Origin of the sequence: Hydrogenimonas thermophila (assembly GCF_900115615.1) — a bacterium.
In the GTDB taxonomy this organism is placed as follows: domain Bacteria; phylum Campylobacterota; class Campylobacteria; order Campylobacterales; family Hydrogenimonadaceae; genus Hydrogenimonas; species Hydrogenimonas thermophila.
Genome location: NZ_FOXB01000016.1, coordinates 19861 through 44337 on the forward strand (window position 1 = coordinate 19861; position 24477 = coordinate 44337).

Below are 24477 nucleotides of genomic sequence, written 5' to 3' on the forward strand. Positions count from 1 at the left end.
TCACCTTTTTTTAAAGTTATTTTACCAAAAACGCAATTGAAGCATCTTTTAACTTTTCTTGTAATTGCTTAACAACACTTTCAGGTCCATAAACAGACCATTGTGCACCATTTTCATCAAACTTGCGATCAATTTTAAGTGAATTAAAACCAGATACTAAATACTCCCATTTTCTCATATTTGCATAGTCGGTAAAAAAAGAGAGTTGCATCTCTTTTTCATATGGAATGAGTTCAGCTGAATCTACTACTGCTTTTGCAGCTTCACTGTAAGCTCGTGCCATACCGCCTGTACCAAGTTTTATGCCGCCAAAATATCTGACAACCAAAATGGCACAGTCTACCAAATCATTTCCTTGCATAACGTGAAGTACCGGCTTTCCAGCACACCCTTTTGGTTCTCCATCATCACTGCTGTCTTCAACAATTTGGTTATATTCATTTACTTTTCTAAATGCCCAAACTATATGATTTGCTTTTGGATGTTCAAGATGAAGCTCTTTGCGCATACTCTCAAATTGATCTATACCAACCAAAAAAGAGAGAAATTTGGAGCGTTTTACCTCGGTTTCACTATGGTATGTATTATCAATCGTCTTCATTATGATAAAATTTTATCAAAATTAATATTTAGGTAGGATAAATGAGCTTTGATGAACGTGCAAAAACTTGGGACTCTTCTGACAGAAGACAAGCATTGGCAGAGGCAGTTGCAAATGCAATTAAAAGCAGTGTAACATTAAACAGTTCAATGCATCTTCTAGATATTGGAGCTGGTACAGGACTTTTGACACGAAGAGTACTTCCGTATGTAGATAAAATTACTGCTCTAGATACATCAGCAGGAATGTTGGAAGAGCTTGAAAAAAAAGTAGAAGGAAATGTAGAGATTTGTCAAACTGATATTATAAAATATGAACCATCTGAAAAGTTTGACGGCATCATAAGTTCAATGACACTTCACCATATAGAAGATACCGAAGGTCTATTTAAACACCTCTATAAACTTTTAAAGCCTGGTGGTTTTATAGCTCTTGCTGACTTAGCTCCTGAAGATGGTACTTTTCATTCTAATGGAAATGAAGGTGTATTTCACTTTGGGTTTGATGAAGAGAGTTTAAAAAACTATGCAAATATTGCAGGTTTTAAAAACTTTTCATACAAAATAGTACATAAAGTAGAAAAACCAAACAAAATTTACGAAATTTTTCTATTCTCTTCAATAAAATATAAATAGTAGAAATGGAGAAAAAGGAGTTATGTTTTGTGAAAGAATGGTTCTCTAAAAAATCAGTCATTATTACATCGCTATTTCTTTTTATAACAATGGGAATAGGTGTTTGGTATCTTTCTAAAAAAGTTGAAGAGAACCGTTATATACAATTTAGCGATACATTAAGAAACTACTTTAGAAACAAGCTTGATTCTCAAAAATCACAAGCACTATCTCTTGCGATTGCATTGGCTGAAAATAAAGCATTAAAAGAGGCTCTATGGGATGATGATGAGGATTTAGGGTATGAAATTCTTTCAAAAACATTGATGCGCCTTCGTGAATATACATTAATGAGTGATGTAAGAGCGCAAGTAATCACAACAGATTTAACTATTTTTGCAAGAAGTTGGGATAACACTTATGCAGGTATGCCCCTTGATATCTTCAGAGAAGATCTTAAAGAGATTACAACTCTAAAAAAACCTAAAGTAGCAATTGAACCTGGAAGACTTCTTTCTATTAAAGCGACAACGCCTATTATGCAGAAGTCAAAAGCTATAGGATATCTTGAAATTTTACAATTCTTTGACAAAATCACAGATGATCTTCGTCAAAAACATATAGAACTACTTGTTTTAATGAATGAAAAGCTACTTAATATTGCAACTTTAATGCGTGAGAATCCAACTGTACACAACTTTGTCATTAGCAATAAAAACTATAATTCAAATCTTCTAAAAATAGTTAATAGAATAAATATAAAAAAATTACTGCAACAAAGATACCTATATTCAAATGACTACTTTTTTATTATTGAAGATATGCTTGATGGAAAAGAAAATCAGATAGGTATTTTTTTAATGATTTTAAGTAAAGCCGATCTTAATGAACTCATATATGGTAACAAACCTCTCTCATTTTTTCTAAATTTTACACAAAAAGATCTATATCAAATTGTAAACAGATGGGAAGCACCTACAGGAGGTTATAGAAGTATTTATGATAAAAACCTTTTTAAACTTTTAAATACATTTGAAGGTGAAGACAGAATGTTAGTTGAGCAAGAGATTTATGAAGTATTGCAAGAGTATAGTAAAAAAGAGCTTATTGACATTATTCTTTATCAAAACAGAAGGCGTAAAATAACAGGAGATATAGAATGAGAATTTTATTGTTAGAAGATGAGTTTACACTTAGGATCAGTATGGTTGAATTTTTAGAAGATCTTGGTTTTACAGTTGATGACTTTGAATCTGGCGATGATGCTCTTGATGCACTGTTTAAAAAAACATATGATCTTATTTTACTTGATGTAAAAGTTCCTGGAATTAATGGATTTGAACTACTTCGTACTGCACGTGAATATGGAAAAAATCTGCCTGCTATTTTCATTACTTCTCTTACCGATGTAGATGCATTAGCTAAAGGGTATAAAAGCGGTTGTTGTGACTATATAAAAAAACCATTTGATTTAATTGAACTGCAGTTACGTGTAGAACAAGCACTTAAATCTTCTTGTTTAAAAACACAAGACAACTTTATAGACCTTCCAAATAACTATGTTTATGATACAAAAAATTTTGTTTTACTACATAATGAAGAGGAAATAACTTTAACTAAAACAGAAAAACGGATACTTGAACTTCTTATTCAAAACCGTGGCAATGTAGTAACTCCTGAACAGTTTCAGGAATTCGTTTGGGGAGAAGCAGTTGATCCAGCAAATATTAGAGTACAAATTAATAAATTAAGAAAAAAACTATCTGCCGAACTTATATCAAATGTTCGTGGTTTAGGATATCGCATTGATCTTTGATAGAAAAAAGTTTGCACTAAAATATGCTCTGCTTTATGCTCTTCTTATCTCTTTAGTTATGCTTGTTCCACTATTTGTCTATACACAGCTAATGCTTGCAATAAATGAAGCTAAAACAGAAAATGATCTGCTAAGGGAAGCAAGAAATATAATAATGCAAATGGAAAAGTTTAATCCATCAAGAGATAAAACTTTCCATTTTCCACGATATTCAAGCTATCAGGCAGGACTTTATGACAGCAATATGCAAAATATATTTACTCTTTTAAAATTTGTTCCACCCAGTTTTACACCAGGTTATCATAAATTTAATGAATATCGCTACTATGTAATGAGACTCCCAGAAGATCGATATTTTGGTGCAAAATACCTTGTTATTTCCAAAAAAGAGAATAGTATGGAAATATATTTGACAGTATTAATGATAATAGTTGGAATTGTTATAATGCTCTTTTTACTGACTTGGATGGTATTTAGAAACTTTGCAAGACCTTTTGAAATTATAAATCAACAACTAGATAACTTTATTAAAGACTCTATGCACGAAATAAATACTCCACTAAGCATTATACAACTCAATGCAGATCTTTTTGCTAGAAAATTTGGCTCTAGCAAATACCTTACACGCATTAAAGCAGCTGCAAAAACATTGGCAACGATCTATAACGATATGGATTATTTAATTAAAAAAGAGAAATTAACATATGAAAAAGAGAGAATTGACTTTTCAAAATTTTTACAGACACAAGTTGACTATTTTAAAGAGGTTGCTACTCTTAGAGAGATAGAGATTTATACAAAAATTGATAATGAAGTATTTATAAACTTCAACCCTACAAAACTACAAAGAATAGTAGATAATACACTCTCTAATGCTATTAAATATAGCCATGAAAGAGGTAAAGTTTTTGTAGAATTGAAAAAAAATGGTACTAACACAATATTTAGTATTAAAGATGAAGGTGTAGGTATGAAAGAGCCTGAAAAAGTCTTTGAACGTTATTATAGAGAAGATAGTTTCAAAGGGGGATTTGGTATAGGTTTAAATATTGTTAAAAACATTGCAGATCAAGAAGGCATAATAATCGAAGTTGACTCTAAATTAGGTAAAGGAAGCACCTTTACCTATATTTTTGAGACTCTTTAATCATTGACTTTTTGCAATAATTCAACCATATCAACTTGTGCTTTTTCAAGAACTTTAACTGATTCTGGGTCATCAATTGCAAGAGTTGAGATCCAGTTGTAAACATTTGGATATACAATTTTTACATTATTAGACCCTTTTTTCTTATATAGAGCCATTGTGCAAGGAGCAAAAACTCCAGCTTCAGGATGGATTTTTGATACTGTATATATGACCTTCAGTTTACAAAGCGAATATGTGTCATAAAAATCATAAATTTTAATATTATTTTCATTAAGAAAATAGTTACTGTCAAAAAAGTTTGCCATTACAAAACCAATAGGTTTTAAACCATCCTCAATAACCATCTCTATCTCTTCTTTAAACTCCTCAATATCTATATCTTCATCATCAATCTCTACCTCAAAACGGGTCAAAAGTTTATTTGTAATAGCTTTTGGAGTATAGTTAAACTTCACCCTTTTTGCTCCAGGCAATGCTTTAAGTAGAGTCTCTATATTTTTAGCTTCTAACTTTTGTAGTAACTCATTATTATATGATAATCCCAATATCTTTGCCTGGGCAGAAGAGCTTAAAACACCTGCATAAATTGCATCATCACCCTTTTTTTGGTAGATAACAATAGAAAAAGGAGCAAATACTCCAGACTCTTCATATTTGACTAACAAATCTTTAGTGATTTCAGGATAATAGAGTGTCATCAAATTATAAATTGAAAAATCAGTATCTTTAAATTGCTTAATAAAAGGTCCATTCATATCACGATTGGCTTCTACTATATATCCTGCTTTAATAAAAGTATCTTCAATAGATTTAGTAGTTATCTTGTCACTTTTTTTAACATTAAATAGAATAATATCTTTATTGTCAGCATATGCACCTGTAAATATTAACAAAACAATAATAAATTTAAGAATTTTTTTCATTAGTTCATCCTCCTTGTTTTTATGGTCGAATATATACCCAACCTTTTAAATCTCTTTCAACCAGCTCTACTATACCGGCAGTTACAATCTCAACATCTTCTATTAAATCTTCAGGTTTGATCTTTAAAGTACGCATAGTATTGCCACAAGCAATAAACTCTACATCATAAGTTTGCAATGAACGCACTCTAACAGCAATCTTTTTCTCTTTTTTCAGCAATGTACGAATCCCTTTTGAGTAACAGATAATTGCTATCTCTACATTCTCAGGTCCATAAAATTTCATGACATTGTTTGCTGAACTTAATACATGATTTATAGACTCATCATCTCCTTTTGTTATAGGAAAAACAATCTTTCTTGGATTATCAATTGAAGGCTTTGGTTCTGCAAATTCTGTATCTGCAAAAGATAATACAAAAACCATCATTAGCAATAGAATCTGCTTCATCTCTCATCTCCTTCAGAATGCTTTACCTCTTTTAGAATTGTTAAAAAATCATCTTTCATCCAAGCCCCCGGAACTGTTTTTAGCACACTGCCATCGCTATTAAGAAAAATAAAAGTTGGTGTCATACTCCACTTAAGATTATTTGGAAGTTTTTGGCGACTCACATCAACACGTACAGGAATAAAGTCTGATGAAATTAAAGCAACTACATCTGGATCTTTAAGTGTTGTTTCTTCCATCTTTATACAGTAGTGACAGGTTGGACTAGTCACTTCTATCATAATAATTTTTCCTAGCCTTTTGGCTAAACTAAACGCTTTTTGATAGTCAACATATTGAAGCTCATTTACCTCTTTTACAGGTGGCAGATAAAAGTAGATCCATTCTGCCACAGCTTCCATCTCTTCATCACTGATTTTACCTTTAAAAGAGGGCATTGTATTGAAATAAGAGAGTATCTCTGGCAAACAAATACTCTTTTGCTTATCTGGATGAAGCAGATAATTTTGAATAAATGCAGTAACCTCCATTAACTGTATATCTTTATCCCCTTTTGGGTCACCTATTCTCTGTTTTAAACGGTATGAAAGCTGGTTAACAGTTGGTGCTTTAAGATGAAGAAGAGTATTATTTTGCTCCATAAAATTCTTCATCAAAACTTCAACTGGAACATAGAGTTGATGACAAGATGAACACTTTTTCTTATATACTTCTTCTCCATCTATACCAAACAAGGACAAAGAGAAAAACAATAAAATCCACAAATATTTCATTCACTCTCCCATTCCAACTCTTCATAAGCTTTAATAACATTTTTACCATGCAACATTTTATAAAGTACCATTTTATGATACTCAGGCAAGTAAACCTTTTTGGTAACATCTACCATATCAATATCATCTTCAATAGCCCTTTTAACCTCTATATAGAGTTTGTTTAAATAGGCTTCAATAAAATTCATTGCATCGCTGCCTGTTTTATAGCCATGACCACCAACCATTACACTCCATTGCAAATTTTTAAGTTTTTTAACTGCTTTTAACCATCCTGAAAGTGAACCGTCTCGTAATGATGGAAGTCTGTCATTAAAAACCAAATCACCAGCTAACAAAATCTTCTCATTAGGAATAAAAACTGCAATATCACTAAAAGTATGTGCTGGATGAGAAAAAGCAAGAATTTGCAAAGTAATATTGCCTATTTTAAGTGTTCTGGAATCAGAAATAAGGCGATCAGGAGCTACTGGAACAGTTCCTTTATAAAATAAAGGCTTTATAGCTATTTCTATGCGTGTTGGAGTAGCCAAATGATTACTGGAAAAGTTTTTGGGTCCATAAATCATTACACCTTTTTCATGATAAAAGCCATTACCAAGCCAGTGATCATCATGCACATGCGAGTTAAAAACTGCCAAAACAGGCTGTGTCTTTACACTCTGCATAACACTAAAAGCCTCTTTTGCATAGAGATAAGTGGGTCCACTGTCAAAAACAATCCAGCCACTGCCGGCATCAATATAGCAAGTGTTTACCATATTGCCGTTATTTTCAGTGTTTGGAACCTGAAGATCACCAAAAAAACAGTATAGCTTTGGTGCTACCTGCTTTGGGCTCAAGCCATACTCCTGCGACCAGAGCATCATACAACTTACAAACAGCAGGAGTAGACTCTTTTTCATACTATTTTCCTAAATTAAAATAGATAGTTCAGCTCAAAACGATACTCATTATATGAAGGATCGCTTTTTGTTACAGTTCCTGTTTGAGGATCTCCATTAACTAATCCTATACGAACACGTGCTTCCAATCCTGGGAAAGATTTGATTTTTTGAATAGCATCTAAATGAATTACCTGCGTATCTGCCTGAACACCAGGTTTATTATCATCAAAATCTTGAATTGCATATCTGAACATTGCAGTTAACCCAGGGACAAGACCTGCTTTATCAAAGCTATAGTCACCACGAATCATATATGTTTTAGTATTTGCATACCAGTTATACTGAGCCATAGCTCTTGTAAAACCACCTGTAGGGAATCCTCGCCACGGTGCTACAATGTCTGCTTCATCAGCAATTTTTGAATAACCAAGTCTAAATTTCCAAGCTTGATTGCTCTTAATGTCAACTCTAGCAGCAAACAACCAGCTATCAAGGCTATATTTATTTGTATATCCAGTAACATCTCCTTTAAGGTTTGCAACTGCAACAGGTCCTGTAGAAATAGCTGCAAATTTATCACCAACTCCACCATCAAACTGTTTCATATATCTTACACCTGGAATGATCTTTAAACCACCAGCAGGAATTGTGTAGTAAGCTTCTACTGTAGCAGATGATACAACATCTGGAACTGCTGTATAGTTAGCTTTTAGTTTCAGATTTTTTATAGATTTATTTGCAGCTTCCAATACAACAAGATCGTGGTTCGGATCCATACCCGCTGCAAGGAAATTACTATAAGACAACGATCTATTAACTGCAGAATCATCATTATTTGCCCAAGATTCTTTAGTATTATCATAACCATCATCTACAGTGTTATATGTAATTACATCATGAAAACTAGTATGGTCACGAAGTTTTTGTTTTGTAAGGTAAGCAGCTTTTAGAGTTGTTTTTGGAAGATCTTTTGAGACAACAGTAACACCTTCAAATGTATTTGGGATCATCTTTGTATCGTTACTTTTTGTCAAAAAGCTTTCAAAAATTTGTCGTCCAACTCTAACTTTGGTTTTGTTTAAGCGGTACTGCATATATGCTTGTGCAAGTACTGTCATACCCCAATCACCAGTAGCTTTTACATTGTATCTGCTTGTTGTATCTTTACCTGCTTTTATGAAACCAACATCTGCATCATCCATATGCCAAGGACTTTGTGATGTATAAAGTCCTGCCATACCACTGAAACCTTTATATTCAGCCGATTTATAGAGTAAACTTCCTCCAAATCCTGCTGCCCAGTTATCTTGATTTTTTGATGTTTCTTCTTTCCAGTCCCATTTAAAAGTATTTATACGAATACGTCCATAAAACATACCTTCAGTCAACATGTCTTTTAGACTATCAACCTTTGGAGGAACTTTGTTAAATACTAATGTTCTGTTTGCTTTAAGTGTTACTTTAGGCTTATCTGCTGCATTTAAAGAGATACCTACACCTACGGCCATCAAAGCTGCCAAGCTTAATTTAATCATTTTCATTATTCAACCTTTCATTACATTATGCTACAATTTAATGCTTTTTTTCTAACGTAAAGTGCCTCACTTAGGTCTGTTTTTATAGGAGTAGGAATGAGCAAACCAAAAAGTGAGGCACGGAAACGACTACTAACAAATACCCCCTGCCTTAGGACAGCCGCATCCTACATCTACAACATTTACATTAGATGTTCTAGATATATCGACAGTACCTTTTTTCTTAATATAATCAGCTGTAATATCATAAACAGGACGAATCTTACTTTCACGAAGATTTTTTCCTGCACTTTGAAGATTACCACCCCAAGCTGAAACTACATAATTCCTGTTTGGATCAAGCGGTTTACCATTAACTTTTAAGTTGGAGATACGCTTTCCACTTGGTGCACCAATCTTAATGTCATAAGTTACACCTGTTAAACGACTCATATCTCCACCTTGCTGGTATAGAGGATTGGCATTGAAAACATTATCGGCAATATCTTCAAGCAATTGAGCTATTCTTGCTCCTTGCAACTCAAAAGTATACACTTCAGGATATGTAATTGCTGTCATCTCATAAACATTATCCATTAAAATATCATCTCCAGGTAATAGAGTGGTTCCCCATCGATACCCAGGAGTAAATGTGATCTCATTATCCATCTCATCATGAATTGCTTCACCAATTAATGCATCAAATGTAGAGTAGAATGTATCTCTCTTATAGAGCAAACCTTTAGTTTTGCCAAGTACTTGATTCAACTCTTTATCATAAGGTTTATAGAGAGCATCAACCAACTCTATTCCCTTCTTATCAGGTGTGATCAAGTTTGATGCTATTGGAATTAGTTTATAGTTATAATCAACTACTCTTTTGTTCTTAATATCTATATCAAGACGACCAACATATTTGCCGTGGCTTCCGGCAATAATGATAACAGTACCGTTAATTGTGATCGGCTTAGGTCCAGGGTCATGAGTATGTCCACTTAAAATAAAGTCTATACCATGCACTTTTCTGGCAACTTCCTGATCTACACTAAAACCGTCATGGCTGAGTAGAACTACACAATCAACCTTCTTATCTTTACGTAGCTCATCTACATACTCTTGAAGAGTATCAAGGCGTAAACCAAAACTCCACCCTTCAGTAAAACGTTTTGGATTAGCTGTTGATGTAAATGGAAATGATTGACCAATAATGCCTACCTTAGCTCCACCAACCTCTTTAATGGTATATGGCTTAAATACAAGCTCTTCAAACTCATCACTAAATGGATCGTTATCGACTATATTCTGGGAGATAAAATCTGCCTCAAGCATATCAATCAGCTCAAGTACACGCTCTTTTCCGTATGTAAACTCCCAATGTCCAACCATTACATCAACACCAAGATAATTTTGAGCCTTTACAATAGCCTCACCGCCTGTTTTAAGTGCAACTGCTGTTCCTTGCCATGTATCACCTGAATCAAGCAACAGTACATTATCTTTGCCACGATCTCGGCGTACCTCATCAACAACTGTTTTTATATAAGCTATACCTCCCATTTTTCCAAACTTTTTGGCAAGCTCTTCAAAATTTAGGTAAGTATCAAAATAACCTTCTAAAGTTCCTGGTTTTACACCATAAAACTCTGCAAAACTCTTGCCACATAAAAAGCCCGGAGTACCAGTTAAATTTGAAGCAGAAATAAGAGTAGAAGGCTCACGCCAATAGAGTGGTTTTATATGTGCATGCAAGTCGCAAATGTGTAACAGCGATACATTACCTACCGATTTAAAATCCATAATATCTGTAGCAGTCACCTCATCAATACGTTTAGAGGTTCCTGCCATTAAATTACCGCCTGCTCCTAAAAAACCCAAAGCTGCGGCAATTTGTAAAAAATCCCTTCGGTTTATATCCATAATAGTATCCTTCTTATCGCTTCAATCCGGGGATGGAAATCTTTTTATCTTTCTTTTTTGCCAGATTGGTTACATAAACTTCTAAAGCCACCATTTCTTTACTACCTATAGGAAGTACTGCCAAAAGAGCATTTTTCATACACCCCTGAAAACGGCGTTGTAGTGTTCTAAGAGATGATTTTGTCATTCGATATGCAGGCCAAGTTCCACCAGCATTTACATCACCGAGATTTGGTAATGGCTGTGTACGTAAAATTAGTCCAACAACCTCTTTTGAGTGGCAACTGTTGCAAGAAAGCCCCCGTTTCCCTCTTTTGGTCATAAACATTTTCTCTCCGAGTTTGAAACTTTCTTGCATCTTTTTATTGGCATTTACATCAATATTGATTTGCTCATCATTTGCCAAAGATTTTGCATATGCAAGCATTTCAAACATTTCACTACTTTTAAGTTTATATGGCTTGTGTCCGTTAAGATACATAACTGCCTGCAGTACCTGATCAAGTCCTAAAACCTCATCCACTTGAGGAATGTAGCGTGGAAATGAAGCTATTGTCTTTGGCAACTCATCTACTTTTACACCAAGAAATTTAGCCAAAGCCTCTTCTGTTACCAATTCATCAAACAGTTCACTTCCCTCTTCAACAAAAATATCAGCCGGATTATTCTCAAGCATCTCCTGATAAAGAGCACGATCTGCATCTGACATACTAAACTGTTCAGAAGCCATTGTTAGTGAAACAGTCAATGCTGAAGCAGCTATGAGTGATATCATCTTTCTCATTGATTATCCTTTTTTAGGCTTGACCTTTTTGGTCTTTTCGTGCACTTCACCCTGATTATCTTTATAAACTACTTTTATAACTCCACGACCTGTTATTTTCATATTTATAGAGAAATATGGGTTAGTAGAGACTGACTCCCAAACGATCATTTTTGTAACAAGTTGATCATTATAGAAAAACTGTACATCATTAATGTAATGCGCCGGAATAATCTTCCCTGTCTTTTTATCTTTGCGCATACCTGTATCCATTGGATGAATAACAATAAAATCAACTTTGACTGTATCGCCTACTTTATACTTTTTAGGTTTTATTTTAATAAGTGATTTTCGTTTTGCCATAATTTTCTCCTTTTCCTATCAACCGCATCCGCCGATGGTTACTTTTACACTTTTGTGCGCCTTAATAAATGTTCCGTCTCTAAGTTCAGCAACTGCTACAACTTCCTGTGTTCCGCCAAGCTTAATGCGCGTAGCAAAGTATGCTTTCCCATTTAGCGGTGTTAAAAATACATCTGCACATCTTGCATTAGAGTTTTTAGTTGCCAATACATGAATTGACTTGACATAATTATTTGGCTCCATTGGATAATCAACAGTAACTTTTACCGGTACAACAGCACCATTTTCCGCAATTTCAGGAACTACCAAATTTACTTTGTCTGAATCTTTTGCACCTTTTCCATTTGTGATGATCTCAAGTGCTTTTTTATAAGAGATCTCATTTGGACTTTTTGGTTTTTTACCTGCCCCCAGTGAAATGGTTGGCGCTCCTACAGCCGTTAATGCACAAGCACCAGCCAATCCTTTTAAAAATCCTCTTCTTTCCATTATTTTCTCCTTTAGCTCTTATTTTTTTTCACTCACAACATAAGATGTAATATCGCAAATTTCACGAGGCGTAAACAGACCTGTTGTTAGATTTACAGTCATATGTGTATTTGGATTGTGTACACGTGGATCAGCTATCTGCTGATAGACATACTCATATGTCCTAACACCAGTATCTATGAAGTGTTTTTTGTAGTTATGAAGATCAGGGCCTATGTTTCCACCGCCTTTAGCACCCTCTATATTGTGACAAGCTACACAGTTTCCATACTGTTTAGGCTTTTTCTTGCCACCTGCAATTACAAACTTTGCTAACCCTTTTGGCGGTTTGCTTTTTGCTTTTTTTCCGTTGAGATTATGAAAGATATATTCGCCTCTAGCTATTGCCAAAGGATCTGTTATAATACACTCTTTTGGCATTACATACTTTTTTGGCGGTGCAAGTTTATCTTTTTTCAAGATTTTACTTGCATCCGGCATTTCTACAATACTTTTGAGATCAGCAGAATATAGCGTCTCAGAAAGACAAAATGCCAGTAATCCGGCACTAAGCATCAAGCTTCTGTTCCGATGCATGTTAAACTCCTAAATTTAAGTTCAACAGCATCGTAACAATTAATTGTAAATTTTTAGTAAATTTTCTCTATATATACATATTTAAAAAACTAATCTATCTGCTTACTCTTTCGATGGTACCTTTGTACAATCTCTGGATCTGGATGAAGAGTAGTTTTGGCTTTCTCTTTGCCTTTGTAAGGTATATGAGAAAGGACATATCGAATAGATTCTAATCTGGCAGATTTTTTGTCGTTGCTTTTAACAATAATCCAAGGAGAGTATGTAGTATGTGTTCTGCTAAACATCTCCTCTTTATAGTAGGTTATCTTATCCCACATCTTTTGTGCCTGCAAGTCTACAGGACTTAATTTCCACTGCTTCAAAGGATTGTTCATTCTCTCTTTAAATCTCTTTTTCTGCTCTTTTTTAGAAATGGAAAACCAAAATTTGATCATAATAATTCCATCATCTATAAGAGCGTGCTCTATTTCAGGGACTTCTTGCATAAACTTTTCATACTGCTCTTCAGTACAAAAACCAAATACCGGCTCTACAATAGCACGGTTATACCAGCTTCTATCAAAAAAGACTATTTCACCAGGATTAGGTAAGTGAGCAAAGTATCGTTGAAAGTAAAACTGTCCAGCTTCAACTTCTGTAGGTTTTGGTAGAGCTACAACTCTGTAGCGTCTTGGATTTAAACGCTCAGTAAAACGTTTTATTGCCCCACCTTTACCAGCAGCGTCACGCCCTTCAAAAATGATAAGTACACGTTTTTTATTTTCATAAACCCAGTTTTGAAGTTTGATCAACTCTACTTGAAGATTTATGAGATCCTCTTCATATCTTACTGTTTTTAATGTTTTTTCTAAACTTTTGCCTTTGGCAAGAAGACATAAGCCACTTTTAGTACATAAATCATCTAATGCTTTTTGAATATTTTTAATCTTTCTTTTCAGCTTTTTGTCATCAATACCCTTCTTTAACTCCTCAAGCTCCTCATATATCATTATTAATCCTTATTACTGTTGTTTTACACACAGTAATATTCTATTACTGAAGTGATTAATTTAACTTAAATTCAAAATAAAATTTCAGTTAGCTCAAGTGGTTTAGAAACACTCTTTATATGAGACATCTCTTTAGGCAAAACTTTTGAATACCCCCAAGATGCAAAAATGGCATTTACATTAGCCTGCTCTGCTGCCATTATATCTTTTGGGCTATCTCCTATCATCCATATCTCATCATAGTTTGCAGCTTCACAGATTTTATGGATCATCTCTGGGTGTGGTTTAGGATTTTTAACAAGATCTGCACCTACAATATCTTTAAAACATCTCTCTATTCCATTATTTTGTAAAATAAGTTTTGATGTAACAGTAGGTGCATTGGTTGCTACAAAAAGTTCGCATTTGGCCCCAAGAAGATGATCTAACACTTCAATAATTCCATCAAATGTTTTTGCATTTAGCAAACACTGTTTACTGTAATGCTCTTCAAATAAATTTTCAGCTTCTGGTTCATAATTTTTTACACCATAAAACTCATAAGCAAGATTTAACCCAGGTATATTCATTAACTTTGTAATCTCATCAGCACTCATTGGCTCAAGACCATAAATCTCTCGTCTTACATGGTTAATAGAAGCAGTAATATCTGCATGCGTATCTACCAGTGTTCCGTCAAGATCAAAAATAACTGTTTTCATAATTTAAAAAAATCTCCTATAATTTTAAATAGAATCCTCTATCTAAATCTGCCAAATCCTTATAAAAAATTGGTTCACTAAGATTCATACTCTTACAAAAATTAAAGATAGGTTCACGCTGATCATAACCCATTTCACAAACTAGATGAGGAATATCTCTATCTTTTGCTGTTAAGATAATTTTACGAAGTAATTCATCTCCTGACTCTCCTCCAATAAGAGCACTTTTTGGTTCAAACAAAACTGGTTTTGGCAAATCAAACTCTTTACAAATGTATGGAGGGTTGGAGACAATGATCTCTATATTTTTATCAATGTTGTCTAGCAGATTGGTATTATACAGTTCTATACGGCTTTCAAGACCATATCTATTTATATTTTTTTTTGCATAGTTTAAAGCATCTTCAGAGATATCTGTAGCAATAATTTTCAATTCTGGAAAAATTTTAGCTAGCATTATGCTTACTGCACCACTGCCTATGCCTATCTCACACATAACTTTTAGATTATGTTTGCGTATGATCTCAGCTGCTTTATCTACAAGTAGCTCTGTTTCAGGTCTTGCTATTAAAACACCTGGTCCTACTTCAAGCTCAATATCATAAAATGATACACGTCTAGTTATATACTCTATAGGCTCATACTCTTTTCTTCGTTTTACAAGTTTAAAAAACTCTTGAAGCTCACCAATCTCTTTATTACTATTCGTATGAAGCCATACTCTATCTTGATTAAGATAGTATGACATCAATATCTCAGCTTCCAAACGCGGTCTTTGTGCTATATTTGAAAGCTCTTTTGCAGCAGTACGCAACGCATCTTCTATTATCATATATTACAATCACCTTTAAGTGCTTCATCTCTATTTTCAAACTTTATACTTTTATCACCCAATGCTTTTAATCGCTCTACTACAGGTGGATGGGAATGATAAAAAAAGATTGTAAGTTTATGAGATAGAGGAAAACTCTTATTTTCATCAACCAGTTTTTTAAGTGCACTTATTAAGTCTTCACTATTTCCATGAATTTCAACAGCATATCTATCTGCTTCATACTCATTACGTCTGCTCACAAGGCTCATAACAGGCATAAATATAAACAGATATACAGAAATCAAAAGCATAAATAGAATCTCTATCATTGCAGGAGTCTCTCTAACTCCAAGCTCCATAAATAGTTGCGAAGGAAGATGTCCTAAAATATAAAATCCAACAAATAAAATTGCTCCTAGCATTGCAATATTTTTATATATATCATTATGTTTAAAGTGACCAAGTTCATGTCCTAAAACAGCTAAAAGTTCATTATTGCTGAGTTTATCAAGCAGAGTATCAAATAAAACTACCCGTTTTGATTTGCCAAGACCTCCAAAATATGCATTTAATCTTGCATCACGCTTACTTGCATCAACAACAAATACCCCTTCACTCTCAAATCCACTTTTTTGGAGTAAATTTTTTATTTTTTCACTTAAAGCTTCATCTTTAAGAGGTGTAAACTTGTTGAACATTGGTGCAATGTATGTTGGAAAAAGAAGGTTAAGCAGTACAATTACAGAGAAGATAAGTAAGAAACTGAAAAACCACCAAGATGGAACATTAATAATGATCCAAGCTACTGACGCACTTAAAATAGATGCTATTATTAAAGTTAACAATCCACCTTTTATCTGATCTTTTATAAAAAGTTCCGGAGTTGAGTGATTAAATTTAAATCTCTCATCAATAACAAAAGTTTGATATATAGTAAATGGCAACTCTACAATATAGTTAACTATTAAAAATATATTTACGGCTATAGCCGCTTGTATAACTGGGTCAATATTCCAAGTCATTGTATCTATCCACCGTATTCCCCACGAAAGCCAAAAGATAAAGAGAGCATACTCAACAAGCGTTTCTAAAATTTTAAGACGCTCATTGGTAATGAGATACTTTGCAGACTTTATCCAGCTACTTGGTTTCATAAGTACAGGAGGCATATCTTTTGCTTTTGAAACATACCCTATTTGCATAACACTTATATATATCTTTATCAATACATACAAAAAGAATATAATAGATAAAACTTCAACCATTTTTTACTATCCTTTTATTCAGATTAGGTGGATTATAGCCAATATAGGTTAAAATTCCATTCAATAATATTAATTTAACTCAACTTTATAAGAAAAGGTATCTATGGCACTTGTAGACCTACTGGAAGTCGATAAACAGTTTGAATCGCAGATTATTTTTCAAGGCATAAATTTTCATATTGATGAGTATGAACGCATTGTTATTGTTGGACGAAATGGTAGTGGTAAATCAACACTAATGAAGATAGTCAGTGGTGAAATTGAACCAGATGCAGGAAAAAGAATTGTTAGACAAGGGTTAAAAATTGAGATGCTGGCTCAGCAACCAGTGTTTGAAGCGGGACTTAGTGTACGAGAAGCTATAGAAAATGAGTTGACTGAAATCCAAGAAGCAAAAAAAAGATATGAAGTTATCTCTGCAAAATTGGCTGAAGATTTTGACAATAAATCACTGCTTGAAGAGCATTCAAAGCTATCAGCTTTTTTGGATTTCCACAATGCTTGGAACCTTGATGATAAAATTGAGCGTATTTTAAAAGAGTTTGATCTTAAAATTTATGAAGTTCGTCCTGTAAACCTACTAAGTGGGGGAGAACAAAGACGTGTAGCTCTTGCCTCATTACTTCTTAAAAAGCCAGATATTCTTTTATTAGATGAGCCAACCAACCATCTTGATGTGTATATGGTTGAATTTTTAGAAGAGTTACTTCTTAAAGAGAAATTTACACTATTGCTTATATCTCACGACAGATACTTCATAGACCGCATAGCCACACGAACAGTTGAGATAGATGATCATAAACTTCGTAGTTTTAAAGGTGGATATGAGAGCTATCTGCAACAAAAAGAGGCTCTTTTGCATGCAATGCGTAAAGAGCATGAAAATCTTTTAAAACTTCTAAAAGCTGAAGAGGAGTGGCTTAACCGTGGTGTAAAAGCTCGTCTAAAACGTAATGAAGGAAGAAAAAAACGTGTTTTAGAGATGAGAGAGCAGGCAAAGAAAAATCCTGCAATGATACGAAAAATAAAGCTGGAATTGGAAAGAGAAAAGCACCACTTTAATCGTGAAGATGGAGTAAGCCGCAAAAAAGTACTCTTTGAGATAGAACATCTTGAAAAAAGGCTTGGCGATAAACTTCTTATACACAACTTTTCAAACAGAATACTTCAAAAAGATCGCATAGCTATTGTTGGTAAAAATGGTAGCGGTAAATCAACACTTTTAAAACTTCTTCTTGGAAGAGAAAAGCCAGATGGAGGAGTCATAAAACGTGGAGATTTTACTATAGGTTACTTTGATCAGCACCGTGAAATGTTAGATGACAATAAAAACCTTATAGAGACTTTCTGTCCATTTGGCGGTGACAGGGTTGATGTACAGGGTAAAAATATGCACGTATTTGGATATCTTAAAAATTTCCTCTTTCCAAAGGAGTATTTGGATAAAAAGATAGGAGTACTAAGCGGTGGTGAAAAGAATCGTGTTGCACTTGCCCTGCTTTTTACTAAAAAGGTTGACTGCCTAATTTTGGATGAACCAACTAACGACCTTGATATTCCAACAATTAACATTTTAGAAGAGTATCTGCTAAATTTCCCAGGTGCACTCATCTTTGTAAGCCACGATAGATACTTTGTAGATAAAATTGCAAAGAAACTATTTATATTTAAAGGTGAAGGTATTGTTGAAGAGAGTTATCAACCCTACTCTGAATTTCTTGCTATTGAAAAAGAGATTAAAAATATTGAGCAGTTTGAACACGAAATTGAGATAGAAAAAGAGAAACCAAAAGTTGAGCCTAAAAAACGTAAGAAAAAATTGAGTTATAATGAAAAACGCGAGTTAGAGTCACTGCCTGAAGAGATAGAGTCACTTGAAAACCGTATTGCAGAGATTAATGCTTGCCTTGCAGACCCTAAGTGTTACCAAGAAAAAGGTATTCAAAATCTAACTGATGAATTAAATAAACTGGAAGTTGAGTATAATTTAAAAGCTGATCGATACCTTGAACTTTTAGAATTGCAAGAAGAGCTGGAAGGAGAGTAAAGAATGGAAAATAGTCAACAAATATCGTTAACAACAATTCAAGATGAGATTCGTAATGAAACAGGAGTCATGCTCTACTTTTGGGGTGAGCATTGCAATGTCTGTCATGCTCTGCAACCCAAACTCTTTGAAGCATTTGAAGAAAATTTTCCAGCCATTAAACTAATCACCATAGATGTTGCTGAACATGCCAATATTGCCGCACACTTTGGTGTTTTCTCGATTCCAACAGCGATCATATTTTTAGATGGAAAAGAGTTTGCCCGTGTCAGTCGAAATGTGAGTATTCCAGCACTTATCAAGCAAATAGAACGTCCATACAAAATCTTGACATTATAAAATTTCTTCCAACAACTATTCTAGTATCAGACATTTACTAACCTTACATAATTTGAAGATTTTTACGATTTGAGCTAAAAAATTGCATGATTAAAAATGCATAAAGTTATTTATTAAATTAACTTAAATTTATAATGTCGTTCGAAATACAATTGGGGTAGACTGCTCTTATCTCTTATGAAAGGAGTTGCCATGAAAAAAATACTCTTGGCACTTGGACTAGGAATTATAATGTTGGTCGCTGGTCAAGCTGAAAAACCTTTGACTCCAGAGCAAAAAGCTCTAAAAAATACGATGCAAACCTTGTCCAAAGGACTGATGCGCATTCAAAAAGCAATTTTATACAATAACAAACAGGAACTACTTGCAGGTATACGAATGCTTAAAACAGTAGAGACAGGCTTTTTGACAAGACATGGTGAAGCATTAAAAAAGTATATGCCCAAAAATCCAAATTTTGCTATAAGTTTTGCAAAACTTAGTGAAAAGAATATCGAACGCTATGTCCGTATGATGCGAAGCGACATCTATTCAAAACGCGACTACAGCAGAATAACAGCGGGTTATACCCATATCATGCAAGAGTGTATAGGCTGTCATCAAAAAATAAGACAATGGAAATGGGAAGAAAATTAATTTAAATATATTAAACTAAGGGTGCCTTTTCATAGAGTTACCTGCCAAATAACCGCTTGCCCAGGCAAAGTGGAGATTATACCCTCCCCTTTTGCCAACAATATCGAGTACTTCACCTGCAAAATAGAGACCAGCAACCTTTTTTGATTCCATTGTTTTAGGATCAACTTCAGCTGTATCTACACCACCACCTGCCACTTCAGCATGTTTGTATCCATGTGTATCTGTAACATCAAAACGCCAATCAAGAGTTTGAGATGCTATACGTCTTAACAGTTTTGCTCCAGCTTCAACTGCCAATATAGTACTATCTATCTTTAAAGAGTCAATAAGTACTTGTACTATCTTATATGGTAACAACCCTTCTAAAAGTGATTCTATTGTTAAATAAGGTGCCAGCTTTGCTGTACGTTGTAAATATGATACTAATGCTTGACGATCAAATGATGGTAAAAGATTAACTCCAATTGTTACCTTCTCTCCTTGAGTAAGTGCCGGTACAGCAAAAGATGATATATCAAGTATGGCAAACCCTGAAACACCATAGCGTGTAAATAGCAGATCACCTCCTATTGTTACCTCTTTTTTTCCATTTATGTATAGTGTTACTTCAGCATCACACTTTACACCACTCATTCGCTCATGCCATCTATCTGCTAAATGTAAACCTACTAACGTTGGATAAGTTGGAACTATTGTATGACCAAAAGATTTGGCAAACTTGTAACCGCTATCACTACCGCCAAGCTGTGGTGCTGCAGGTGAGCCTGTAGAGATTAGAAGTTTGTTATAACTCTCTTTTTTATCAGAAGTTTCAACAACAAATTTGTCTGAAACCTTTTTAACAGAATTAACAGTTGTTTGTGTAACTATCTTAACACCAAGGTAGAGCGTATAACATTTCAAAGAGTTTTGAACAGATTTAGCTGTATTGCTAAGTGGATAACATCGTCCATCAGGCTTAGCTTCAAGCAATAGCCCAATCGATTCACAAAAACGCTCAAAAGCTTTAAAATCAAACTGTTTAAGTGCAAAATTTACAAAAGATGGATGACGACCAAAATAGTCATTAAAAGATAGTGAAGTGTTGGAAATGTTACATCTTCCATTACCGGAAGCTAGGATCTTTTTACCAACTTCACTGTTTTGTTCGTAAAGATCTACTTTGACTCCGGCTTTGGCAGCTGTGATAGCTGCCATTAGCCCTGCGGCTCCACCGCCTATAATGGCTACGTGCATTATATAAACTTAAGAATCTCTTCCTCAATCTTCTCTTTATCAATTACCGTTTTATGAACAATCGGTTTTTCAAAGAGTTCAGCAATCATTTTAGGTACAGGTACATTAAACTTCTCACTGATCCACTTCAATGCATCAAGATCACGCTCCACTTCTCGTCCTAGAGCTTCACAAACAGTTGGACTAAATTTCGTCCACTCAGCAGTTGAATAGATGATTGTTTTAAGGCTCTTTTTTCGTAAGTTTTTATATGCTTTAAAACATGTAGCTGTATGAGGGTCCATAATATACCCTTTTTTGGCATACTCAGCTATAACCTCCTTACCCTCTTCATCACTGCTGAATGTTGCATCAAAATCTTCACGTAGAATCTCTAGCTCTTCGTGAGTTAGCTTATATTTGCCATTTTCAGCCAAATCATCCATTAATTGCTTAGTTCTGCTACTTCCAAACTTATCAAAAAGGATACGTTCAACATTAGATGACTTCAAAATATCCATTGCAGGAGATGTTGTTTGAATAAGTGACTTGCAAGTAAGGTCATACTCACCTTTTGTAATCAGATCAGTTAGAATATTGTTTATATTGGATGAAATCAGAATTTTTTCAACAGGCAATCCCATTTTCTTTGCATAGTAACCACCTAAAGCATTTCCGAAGTTTCCACTTGGAACTACAAGATAGACTGTTTCGCCTAAGCTGATTTCACCACGTTTTACAAGCTCTAAATAGCTATGAACATGGTAAATAATTTGGAAAATAATACGACCAAAGTTTACAGAGTTTGCGGCTGAAAGCTGTGTATTGCTCTCTTGCAGTTTTGCTTTGAAACTATCACTTGCAAGTAAGCTTTTTAGTGCTGTTTGGGCATCATCAAAGTCACCATTTATTCCGATCACCTTTTCATTGTTTGCCTCTTCAGTAACCATCTGCAAACGCTGAACATCACTTGTTCCACCACCAGGGTATAGACAAGCCACTTTTACATTTGATGCATTTTTAAAAGTTTCTAATGTTGCAGGACCTGTATCACCGCTTGTAGCCGCCATAATTAGGTAGTGCTCTTTGCGTTTTTCAGCAAGTTTGGAGAGAATGTAGCCAAATGGCTGAAGTGCCATATCTTTAAAAGCACGAGTTGGTCCATGCCACAACTCACTTACGAAAGCATCATCTTCTACTTTTTTCAATGGTACCGGATCATTTGGATCATCAAATGCATCATAACGATCAAGAGCAGCATTAAGATCAACTTCCGCTATATCTACATCAAACTTCTCAAAAAGTGCTTTGCAAAGCTCTTTGTAGTGACTATTGGAGTGTGCTTTAAAAAAGTCAAAATCAAGAGTTGGCAGCTTTTTAGGAACATATAGCCCACCAAAACTTGCACTTGGACTTAAAATTGCCTGACTAAATGTAACTTCTGCTGGTTTTACTCCATCATTTCCACGAGTTTCTATAAATGTCATAGACTTTCCTGACTATTTTTTTGTGCGATTATATCTAAATCAAGCTATTTAACGACTGAATCGATCCAGTCTAAATAGTTATCATCCCCATCATCAATTTTTAAAACTAGGATTTCTGGAACTTCATAGCTATGCAGCTTTTTTATCTCTTTTTTTAGCTTTTTAACTTTTGAATCAACTGTTTTAATAATCATTAAAGACTCTCTTGAGTGTTGCACTTTGCCTTTCCATTTATATATTGAACGAATTTTAGGGACAATATTTACACAAGCAGCAAGAGACTTTTCTACAATTTTATATGCTATTCGCTCCGGTTCATCAAGTTTAGAAGCAGTCACAATAACCAAACGATATTTACTCATACTTTAATTCCTTCTAGCAAAATTAATGAACAATCTGTGTTCCAATTCCTTCACTCGTAAAAATTTCAAGCAAAATTGAATGCTCAATGCGTCCATCTATAATATGCGCTTTTTGAACACCGCCATTGATTGCTTCTAAACAAGCATCAACTTTAGGTACCATTCCACCGCTTATGACCCCTTCATTTTTAAGCAGATTTATCTTTTCTGTTCCAAGTGTTCCAATGAGATTTCCTTCACCATCTAAAACACCTGGAGTATCTGTCAAAAATACTACTTTACTTGCTTTCAATGCAACTGCTACTTTACTTGCTGCAAGGTCAGCATTTATATTAAACCCTGGTTCACCAGGATCTTTACTAGCAGCAATTGGTGCAATAACAGGTATAAAATCTTCATTCATTAAGTTTTGTACTACATCTGCATGAATCTCTTCAATTACACCTGTATAACCCCACTTACTTCTATCTTTTGCTCGTGCCTGAATAAAATGGGCATCCTTTCCACTTATTCCAATTGCCTTAGAGCCATGATCATTAAGCAGTGAAACAATCTCTTTATTTACCTCTCCACTAAGTACCATTTCAACTATGCGCATAGCCTCTTTTGTTGTTACTCTTTGCCCCTCTACAAACTCAGTTTTAATACCAAGATCAGATAAAAGCTGAGTAATCTTAGGACCACCACCATGCACTACAACAGGTTTAATACCTACTAGATGCATCAACACGATATCTTGTGCAAACTTCTCTTTAAGCTCTGGAGAAGTCTGAGCCGCTCCACCGTATTTAATAACAATAGTCTGACCTGCAAATTTTCTAATAAAAGGAAGTGTATCAAGAAGAGTCTGTACAACTTGCATTTTCTTTTTCACGGTATATCCTTAAATTTTAAAAGTCTTGAAAAAAATATTATGGACTATAATATATAGTGGCTTTTTTTGTACTGAACAGTTTTATATTAGGGACCGTTCAGAATTTTGTGTCAACAACCAATAGTTACTAAGATTATATCATAGCTCGAGAGCTTCCTCGAGCCTACCTTCGAAAAATATAGCCAGTTGTGAGAGTGTCCATCGGCATTATCCACTTTTTCTGTGCGTTCTGAATTCCCATATAGAGTAGTTTTAAAAGTGAATTTTCATTTGGAAATGCTCCTTTAGTTTTAGTTAATTTTCTGAACTGTCTATGTACAGATTCAATAATATTGGTTGTATATATAATACGTCTTATATCTGCTGAATATTTGAAGTAGTTAGAAAGATTATCCCATTTATTTCTCCAAGAGTTAATGACAATAGGATACTTTTTACCCCATTTCTCTTCAAGTTTATCAAGTTCAAGTTCGGCTGCTTCTTTGGAGATTGCCTGATAGACTTGTTTAAGATCTTTCATAAACTCTTTCTGGTTTTTAGAAGCCACATAACGCAATGAATTACGTATCTGATGAACGATACATAGTTGCACTTCTGTTTGTGGGAATATCGCATTGATTGCTTCTGGAAATCCTTTCAAACCATCAACACTGGCAATAAGGATATCTTCAACTCCACGATTGTTTAAATCACTAAGAACTTGTAACCAGAAGTTAGCACCTTCATTTTCTGAAAGGTATAGTCCAAGTATCTCTTTTTTCCCCTGAAGATTAACCCCAAGGATGGTATATACGGCTTTAGTTATATATTTGCCATTCTCTTTGATCTTATAATGTATTGCATCGAGCCATACAAATGGATAGATAGCTTCAAGTGGACGCTGTTGCCACTCTTTAAGAAGGGGA

At 34.4% G+C, this 24477-nt stretch carries 26 protein-coding genes and 1 pseudogene; 7 read left to right on the forward strand and 20 right to left on the reverse strand.

Going from position 1 to position 24477, the window contains the following annotated elements; translation table 11 throughout:
• Nucleotides 1-16 precede the first annotated feature (16 nt).
• Entirely contained in the window at nt 17-601 is a 585-nt protein-coding gene (locus BM227_RS06495; protein ID WP_092912303.1) for an IMPACT family protein, read from the reverse strand.
• A 41-nt stretch (nt 602-642) separates the two neighbouring features.
• Here BM227_RS06495 and BM227_RS06500 point away from each other — a divergent pair, with 41 nt between their 5' ends.
• From BM227_RS06500 to BM227_RS06515, 4 genes are read left to right on the forward strand one after another with little or no spacing between them, the layout of a single operon-like run.
• Nucleotides 643-1236: a class I SAM-dependent methyltransferase gene (locus tag BM227_RS06500; protein WP_092912304.1), complete on the forward strand. Its 594-nt coding sequence runs from the start codon at nt 643-645 to the stop codon at nt 1234-1236.
• Between the two features lie 29 nt (nt 1237-1265).
• Nucleotides 1266-2378 carry a cache domain-containing protein gene (locus BM227_RS06505; protein ID WP_177202009.1) on the forward strand — a complete coding sequence of 371 codons (1113 nt, stop codon included), beginning with the start codon at nt 1266-1268 and terminating at the stop codon, nt 2376-2378.
• The gene (locus tag BM227_RS06510; RefSeq protein WP_092912308.1) at nt 2375-3031 is read left to right on the forward strand and encodes a response regulator transcription factor; all 657 of its coding nucleotides are present in this window, start codon (nt 2375-2377) and stop codon (nt 3029-3031) included. Before BM227_RS06505 ends, BM227_RS06510 begins: the two co-directional genes overlap by 4 nt.
• Nucleotides 3021-4178 carry a sensor histidine kinase gene (locus tag BM227_RS06515; protein ID WP_092912310.1) on the forward strand — a complete coding sequence of 386 codons (1158 nt, stop codon included), beginning with the start codon at nt 3021-3023 and terminating at the stop codon, nt 4176-4178. The genes BM227_RS06510 and BM227_RS06515 overlap by 11 nt, the downstream gene beginning before the upstream one ends.
• On the opposite strand, the gene BM227_RS06520 is transcribed toward BM227_RS06515, so the two are convergent.
• The 14 genes from BM227_RS06520 to BM227_RS06585 form a co-directional block, all read right to left on the reverse strand.
• Nucleotides 4175-5104, reverse strand: a complete 930-nt coding sequence (locus BM227_RS06520; protein ID WP_092912312.1) for a DUF302 domain-containing protein — start codon at nt 5102-5104, stop codon at nt 4175-4177. The two genes, BM227_RS06515 and BM227_RS06520, sit on opposite strands and share 4 nt — an antisense overlap.
• Before the next feature lie 19 nt (nt 5105-5123).
• Nucleotides 5124-5555 (reverse strand): DsrE family protein, encoded by a 432-nt coding sequence (locus BM227_RS06525; RefSeq protein WP_092912313.1) that lies wholly within the window; start codon nt 5553-5555, stop codon nt 5124-5126.
• Nucleotides 5552-6328, reverse strand: a complete 777-nt coding sequence (locus BM227_RS06530) for a thioredoxin fold domain-containing protein (RefSeq protein ID WP_092912315.1) — start codon at nt 6326-6328, stop codon at nt 5552-5554. Before BM227_RS06530 ends, BM227_RS06525 begins: the two co-directional genes overlap by 4 nt.
• Nucleotides 6325-7233 carry an MBL fold metallo-hydrolase gene (locus tag BM227_RS06535; RefSeq protein ID WP_092912317.1) on the reverse strand — a complete coding sequence of 303 codons (909 nt, stop codon included), beginning with the start codon at nt 7231-7233 and terminating at the stop codon, nt 6325-6327. Before BM227_RS06535 ends, BM227_RS06530 begins: the two co-directional genes overlap by 4 nt.
• 14 nt (nt 7234-7247) lie before the next feature.
• Complete coding sequence (locus BM227_RS06540; RefSeq protein ID WP_245757031.1) at nt 7248-8756, reverse strand: OprD family outer membrane porin; 1509 nt, start codon at nt 8754-8756, stop codon at nt 7248-7250.
• Between the two features lie 126 nt (nt 8757-8882).
• Nucleotides 8883-10646 carry a thiosulfohydrolase SoxB gene (gene soxB, locus BM227_RS06545; RefSeq protein WP_092912318.1) on the reverse strand — a complete coding sequence of 588 codons (1764 nt, stop codon included), beginning with the start codon at nt 10644-10646 and terminating at the stop codon, nt 8883-8885.
• A 13-nt stretch (nt 10647-10659) separates the two neighbouring features.
• A complete protein-coding gene (gene soxA, locus BM227_RS06550; RefSeq protein WP_092912320.1) occupies nt 10660-11430 on the reverse strand; it encodes a sulfur oxidation c-type cytochrome SoxA in 771 nt (256 codons plus the stop codon).
• A 3-nt stretch (nt 11431-11433) separates the two neighbouring features.
• Nucleotides 11434-11772: a thiosulfate oxidation carrier complex protein SoxZ gene (gene soxZ, locus BM227_RS06555; RefSeq protein ID WP_092912321.1), complete on the reverse strand. Its 339-nt coding sequence runs from the start codon at nt 11770-11772 to the stop codon at nt 11434-11436.
• 18 nt (nt 11773-11790) lie between these two features.
• A complete protein-coding gene (soxY, locus tag BM227_RS06560) occupies nt 11791-12261 on the reverse strand; it encodes a thiosulfate oxidation carrier protein SoxY (RefSeq protein ID WP_092912323.1) in 471 nt (156 codons plus the stop codon).
• An 18-nt stretch (nt 12262-12279) separates the two neighbouring features.
• Nucleotides 12280-12837, reverse strand: coding sequence for a sulfur oxidation c-type cytochrome SoxX (gene soxX / locus BM227_RS06565; protein ID WP_245757032.1), 558 nt, complete (start codon nt 12835-12837; stop codon nt 12280-12282).
• Nucleotides 12838-12926: 89 nt separating this feature from the next.
• The gene (ppk2, locus tag BM227_RS06570; protein WP_092912325.1) at nt 12927-13829 is read right to left on the reverse strand and encodes a polyphosphate kinase 2; all 903 of its coding nucleotides are present in this window, start codon (nt 13827-13829) and stop codon (nt 12927-12929) included.
• A 71-nt stretch (nt 13830-13900) separates the two neighbouring features.
• A complete protein-coding gene (locus BM227_RS06575) occupies nt 13901-14530 on the reverse strand; it encodes an HAD family hydrolase (protein ID WP_092912327.1) in 630 nt (209 codons plus the stop codon).
• A 16-nt stretch (nt 14531-14546) separates the two neighbouring features.
• Nucleotides 14547-15362, reverse strand: coding sequence for a peptide chain release factor N(5)-glutamine methyltransferase (gene prmC, locus BM227_RS06580; RefSeq protein WP_092912329.1), 816 nt, complete (start codon nt 15360-15362; stop codon nt 14547-14549).
• On the reverse strand, nt 15359-16609 hold the full coding sequence (locus BM227_RS06585) for a M48 family metallopeptidase (protein ID WP_092912331.1): 1251 nt from the start codon (nt 16607-16609) through the stop codon (nt 15359-15361). The genes prmC and BM227_RS06585 overlap by 4 nt, the downstream gene beginning before the upstream one ends.
• A 103-nt stretch (nt 16610-16712) precedes the next feature.
• Between BM227_RS06585 and abc-f the strand changes: the two genes are divergently transcribed.
• From abc-f to BM227_RS06600, 3 genes are all read left to right on the forward strand, one after another.
• A complete protein-coding gene (gene abc-f / locus BM227_RS06590) occupies nt 16713-18656 on the forward strand; it encodes a ribosomal protection-like ABC-F family protein (protein WP_092912333.1) in 1944 nt (647 codons plus the stop codon).
• Nucleotides 18657-18659: 3 nt separating this feature from the next.
• Nucleotides 18660-18995 (forward strand): thioredoxin family protein, encoded by a 336-nt coding sequence (locus BM227_RS06595; protein WP_245757033.1) that lies wholly within the window; start codon nt 18660-18662, stop codon nt 18993-18995.
• Nucleotides 18996-19187: 192 nt separating this feature from the next.
• The gene (locus BM227_RS06600) at nt 19188-19631 is read left to right on the forward strand and encodes a hypothetical protein (protein WP_092912335.1); all 444 of its coding nucleotides are present in this window, start codon (nt 19188-19190) and stop codon (nt 19629-19631) included.
• Between the two features lie 15 nt (nt 19632-19646).
• On the opposite strand, the gene BM227_RS06605 is transcribed toward BM227_RS06600, so the two are convergent.
• The 5 genes and pseudogenes from BM227_RS06605 to BM227_RS06625 form a co-directional block, all read right to left on the reverse strand.
• Nucleotides 19647-20870, reverse strand: coding sequence for a BaiN/RdsA family NAD(P)/FAD-dependent oxidoreductase (locus BM227_RS06605; RefSeq protein ID WP_092912337.1), 1224 nt, complete (start codon nt 20868-20870; stop codon nt 19647-19649).
• Nucleotides 20870-22336: a threonine synthase gene (thrC, locus tag BM227_RS06610; protein WP_092912339.1), complete on the reverse strand. Its 1467-nt coding sequence runs from the start codon at nt 22334-22336 to the stop codon at nt 20870-20872. The genes BM227_RS06605 and thrC overlap by 1 nt, the downstream gene beginning before the upstream one ends.
• A 44-nt stretch (nt 22337-22380) precedes the next feature.
• The gene (gene cutA, locus BM227_RS06615) at nt 22381-22698 is read right to left on the reverse strand and encodes a divalent-cation tolerance protein CutA (protein ID WP_092912341.1); all 318 of its coding nucleotides are present in this window, start codon (nt 22696-22698) and stop codon (nt 22381-22383) included.
• Nucleotides 22699-22720: 22 nt separating this feature from the next.
• Entirely contained in the window at nt 22721-23572 is an 852-nt protein-coding gene (argB, locus tag BM227_RS06620; RefSeq protein WP_092912342.1) for an acetylglutamate kinase, read from the reverse strand.
• Between the two features lie 138 nt (nt 23573-23710).
• Nucleotides 23711-24477 (reverse strand): annotated as a pseudogene (locus BM227_RS06625) (IS256 family transposase); the annotation flags it as partial.

What these genes read in the sequence shown, in the direction of transcription:
- BM227_RS06605 (WP_092912337.1), bottom strand. Translation starts at nt 20,870, where the DNA reads ATGCACGTAGCCATTATAGGCGGTGGAGCCGCAGGGCTAATGGCAGCT.
- BM227_RS06500 (WP_092912304.1), top strand. Translation starts at nt 643, where the DNA reads ATGAGCTTTGATGAACGTGCAAAAACTTGGGACTCTTCTGACAGAAGA.
- BM227_RS06530 (WP_092912315.1), bottom strand. Translation starts at nt 6,328, where the DNA reads ATGAAATATTTGTGGATTTTATTGTTTTTCTCTTTGTCCTTGTTTGGT.
- soxB (WP_092912318.1), bottom strand. Translation starts at nt 10,646, where the DNA reads ATGGATATAAACCGAAGGGATTTTTTACAAATTGCCGCAGCTTTGGGT.
- soxX (WP_245757032.1), bottom strand. Translation starts at nt 12,837, where the DNA reads ATGCATCGGAACAGAAGCTTGATGCTTAGTGCCGGATTACTGGCATTT.
- BM227_RS06575 (WP_092912327.1), bottom strand. Translation starts at nt 14,530, where the DNA reads ATGAAAACAGTTATTTTTGATCTTGACGGAACACTGGTAGATACGCAT.
- abc-f (WP_092912333.1), top strand. Translation starts at nt 16,713, where the DNA reads ATGGCACTTGTAGACCTACTGGAAGTCGATAAACAGTTTGAATCGCAG.
- BM227_RS06525 (WP_092912313.1), bottom strand. Translation starts at nt 5,555, where the DNA reads ATGAAGCAGATTCTATTGCTAATGATGGTTTTTGTATTATCTTTTGCA.
- soxY (WP_092912323.1), bottom strand. Translation starts at nt 12,261, where the DNA reads ATGGAAAGAAGAGGATTTTTAAAAGGATTGGCTGGTGCTTGTGCATTA.
- cutA (WP_092912341.1), bottom strand. Translation starts at nt 22,698, where the DNA reads ATGAGTAAATATCGTTTGGTTATTGTGACTGCTTCTAAACTTGATGAA.
- prmC (WP_092912329.1), bottom strand. Translation starts at nt 15,362, where the DNA reads ATGATAATAGAAGATGCGTTGCGTACTGCTGCAAAAGAGCTTTCAAAT.
- BM227_RS06495 (WP_092912303.1), bottom strand. Translation starts at nt 601, where the DNA reads ATGAAGACGATTGATAATACATACCATAGTGAAACCGAGGTAAAACGC.
- BM227_RS06600 (WP_092912335.1), top strand. Translation starts at nt 19,188, where the DNA reads ATGAAAAAAATACTCTTGGCACTTGGACTAGGAATTATAATGTTGGTC.
- thrC (WP_092912339.1), bottom strand. Translation starts at nt 22,336, where the DNA reads ATGACATTTATAGAAACTCGTGGAAATGATGGAGTAAAACCAGCAGAA.
- BM227_RS06535 (WP_092912317.1), bottom strand. Translation starts at nt 7,233, where the DNA reads ATGAAAAAGAGTCTACTCCTGCTGTTTGTAAGTTGTATGATGCTCTGG.
- soxZ (WP_092912321.1), bottom strand. Translation starts at nt 11,772, where the DNA reads ATGGCAAAACGAAAATCACTTATTAAAATAAAACCTAAAAAGTATAAA.
- ppk2 (WP_092912325.1), bottom strand. Translation starts at nt 13,829, where the DNA reads ATGATATATGAGGAGCTTGAGGAGTTAAAGAAGGGTATTGATGACAAA.
- BM227_RS06595 (WP_245757033.1), top strand. Translation starts at nt 18,660, where the DNA reads ATGGAAAATAGTCAACAAATATCGTTAACAACAATTCAAGATGAGATT.
- soxA (WP_092912320.1), bottom strand. Translation starts at nt 11,430, where the DNA reads ATGAGAAAGATGATATCACTCATAGCTGCTTCAGCATTGACTGTTTCA.
- BM227_RS06510 (WP_092912308.1), top strand. Translation starts at nt 2,375, where the DNA reads ATGAGAATTTTATTGTTAGAAGATGAGTTTACACTTAGGATCAGTATG.
- BM227_RS06520 (WP_092912312.1), bottom strand. Translation starts at nt 5,104, where the DNA reads ATGAAAAAAATTCTTAAATTTATTATTGTTTTGTTAATATTTACAGGT.
- BM227_RS06540 (WP_245757031.1), bottom strand. Translation starts at nt 8,756, where the DNA reads ATGAAAATGATTAAATTAAGCTTGGCAGCTTTGATGGCCGTAGGTGTA.
- BM227_RS06585 (WP_092912331.1), bottom strand. Translation starts at nt 16,609, where the DNA reads ATGGTTGAAGTTTTATCTATTATATTCTTTTTGTATGTATTGATAAAG.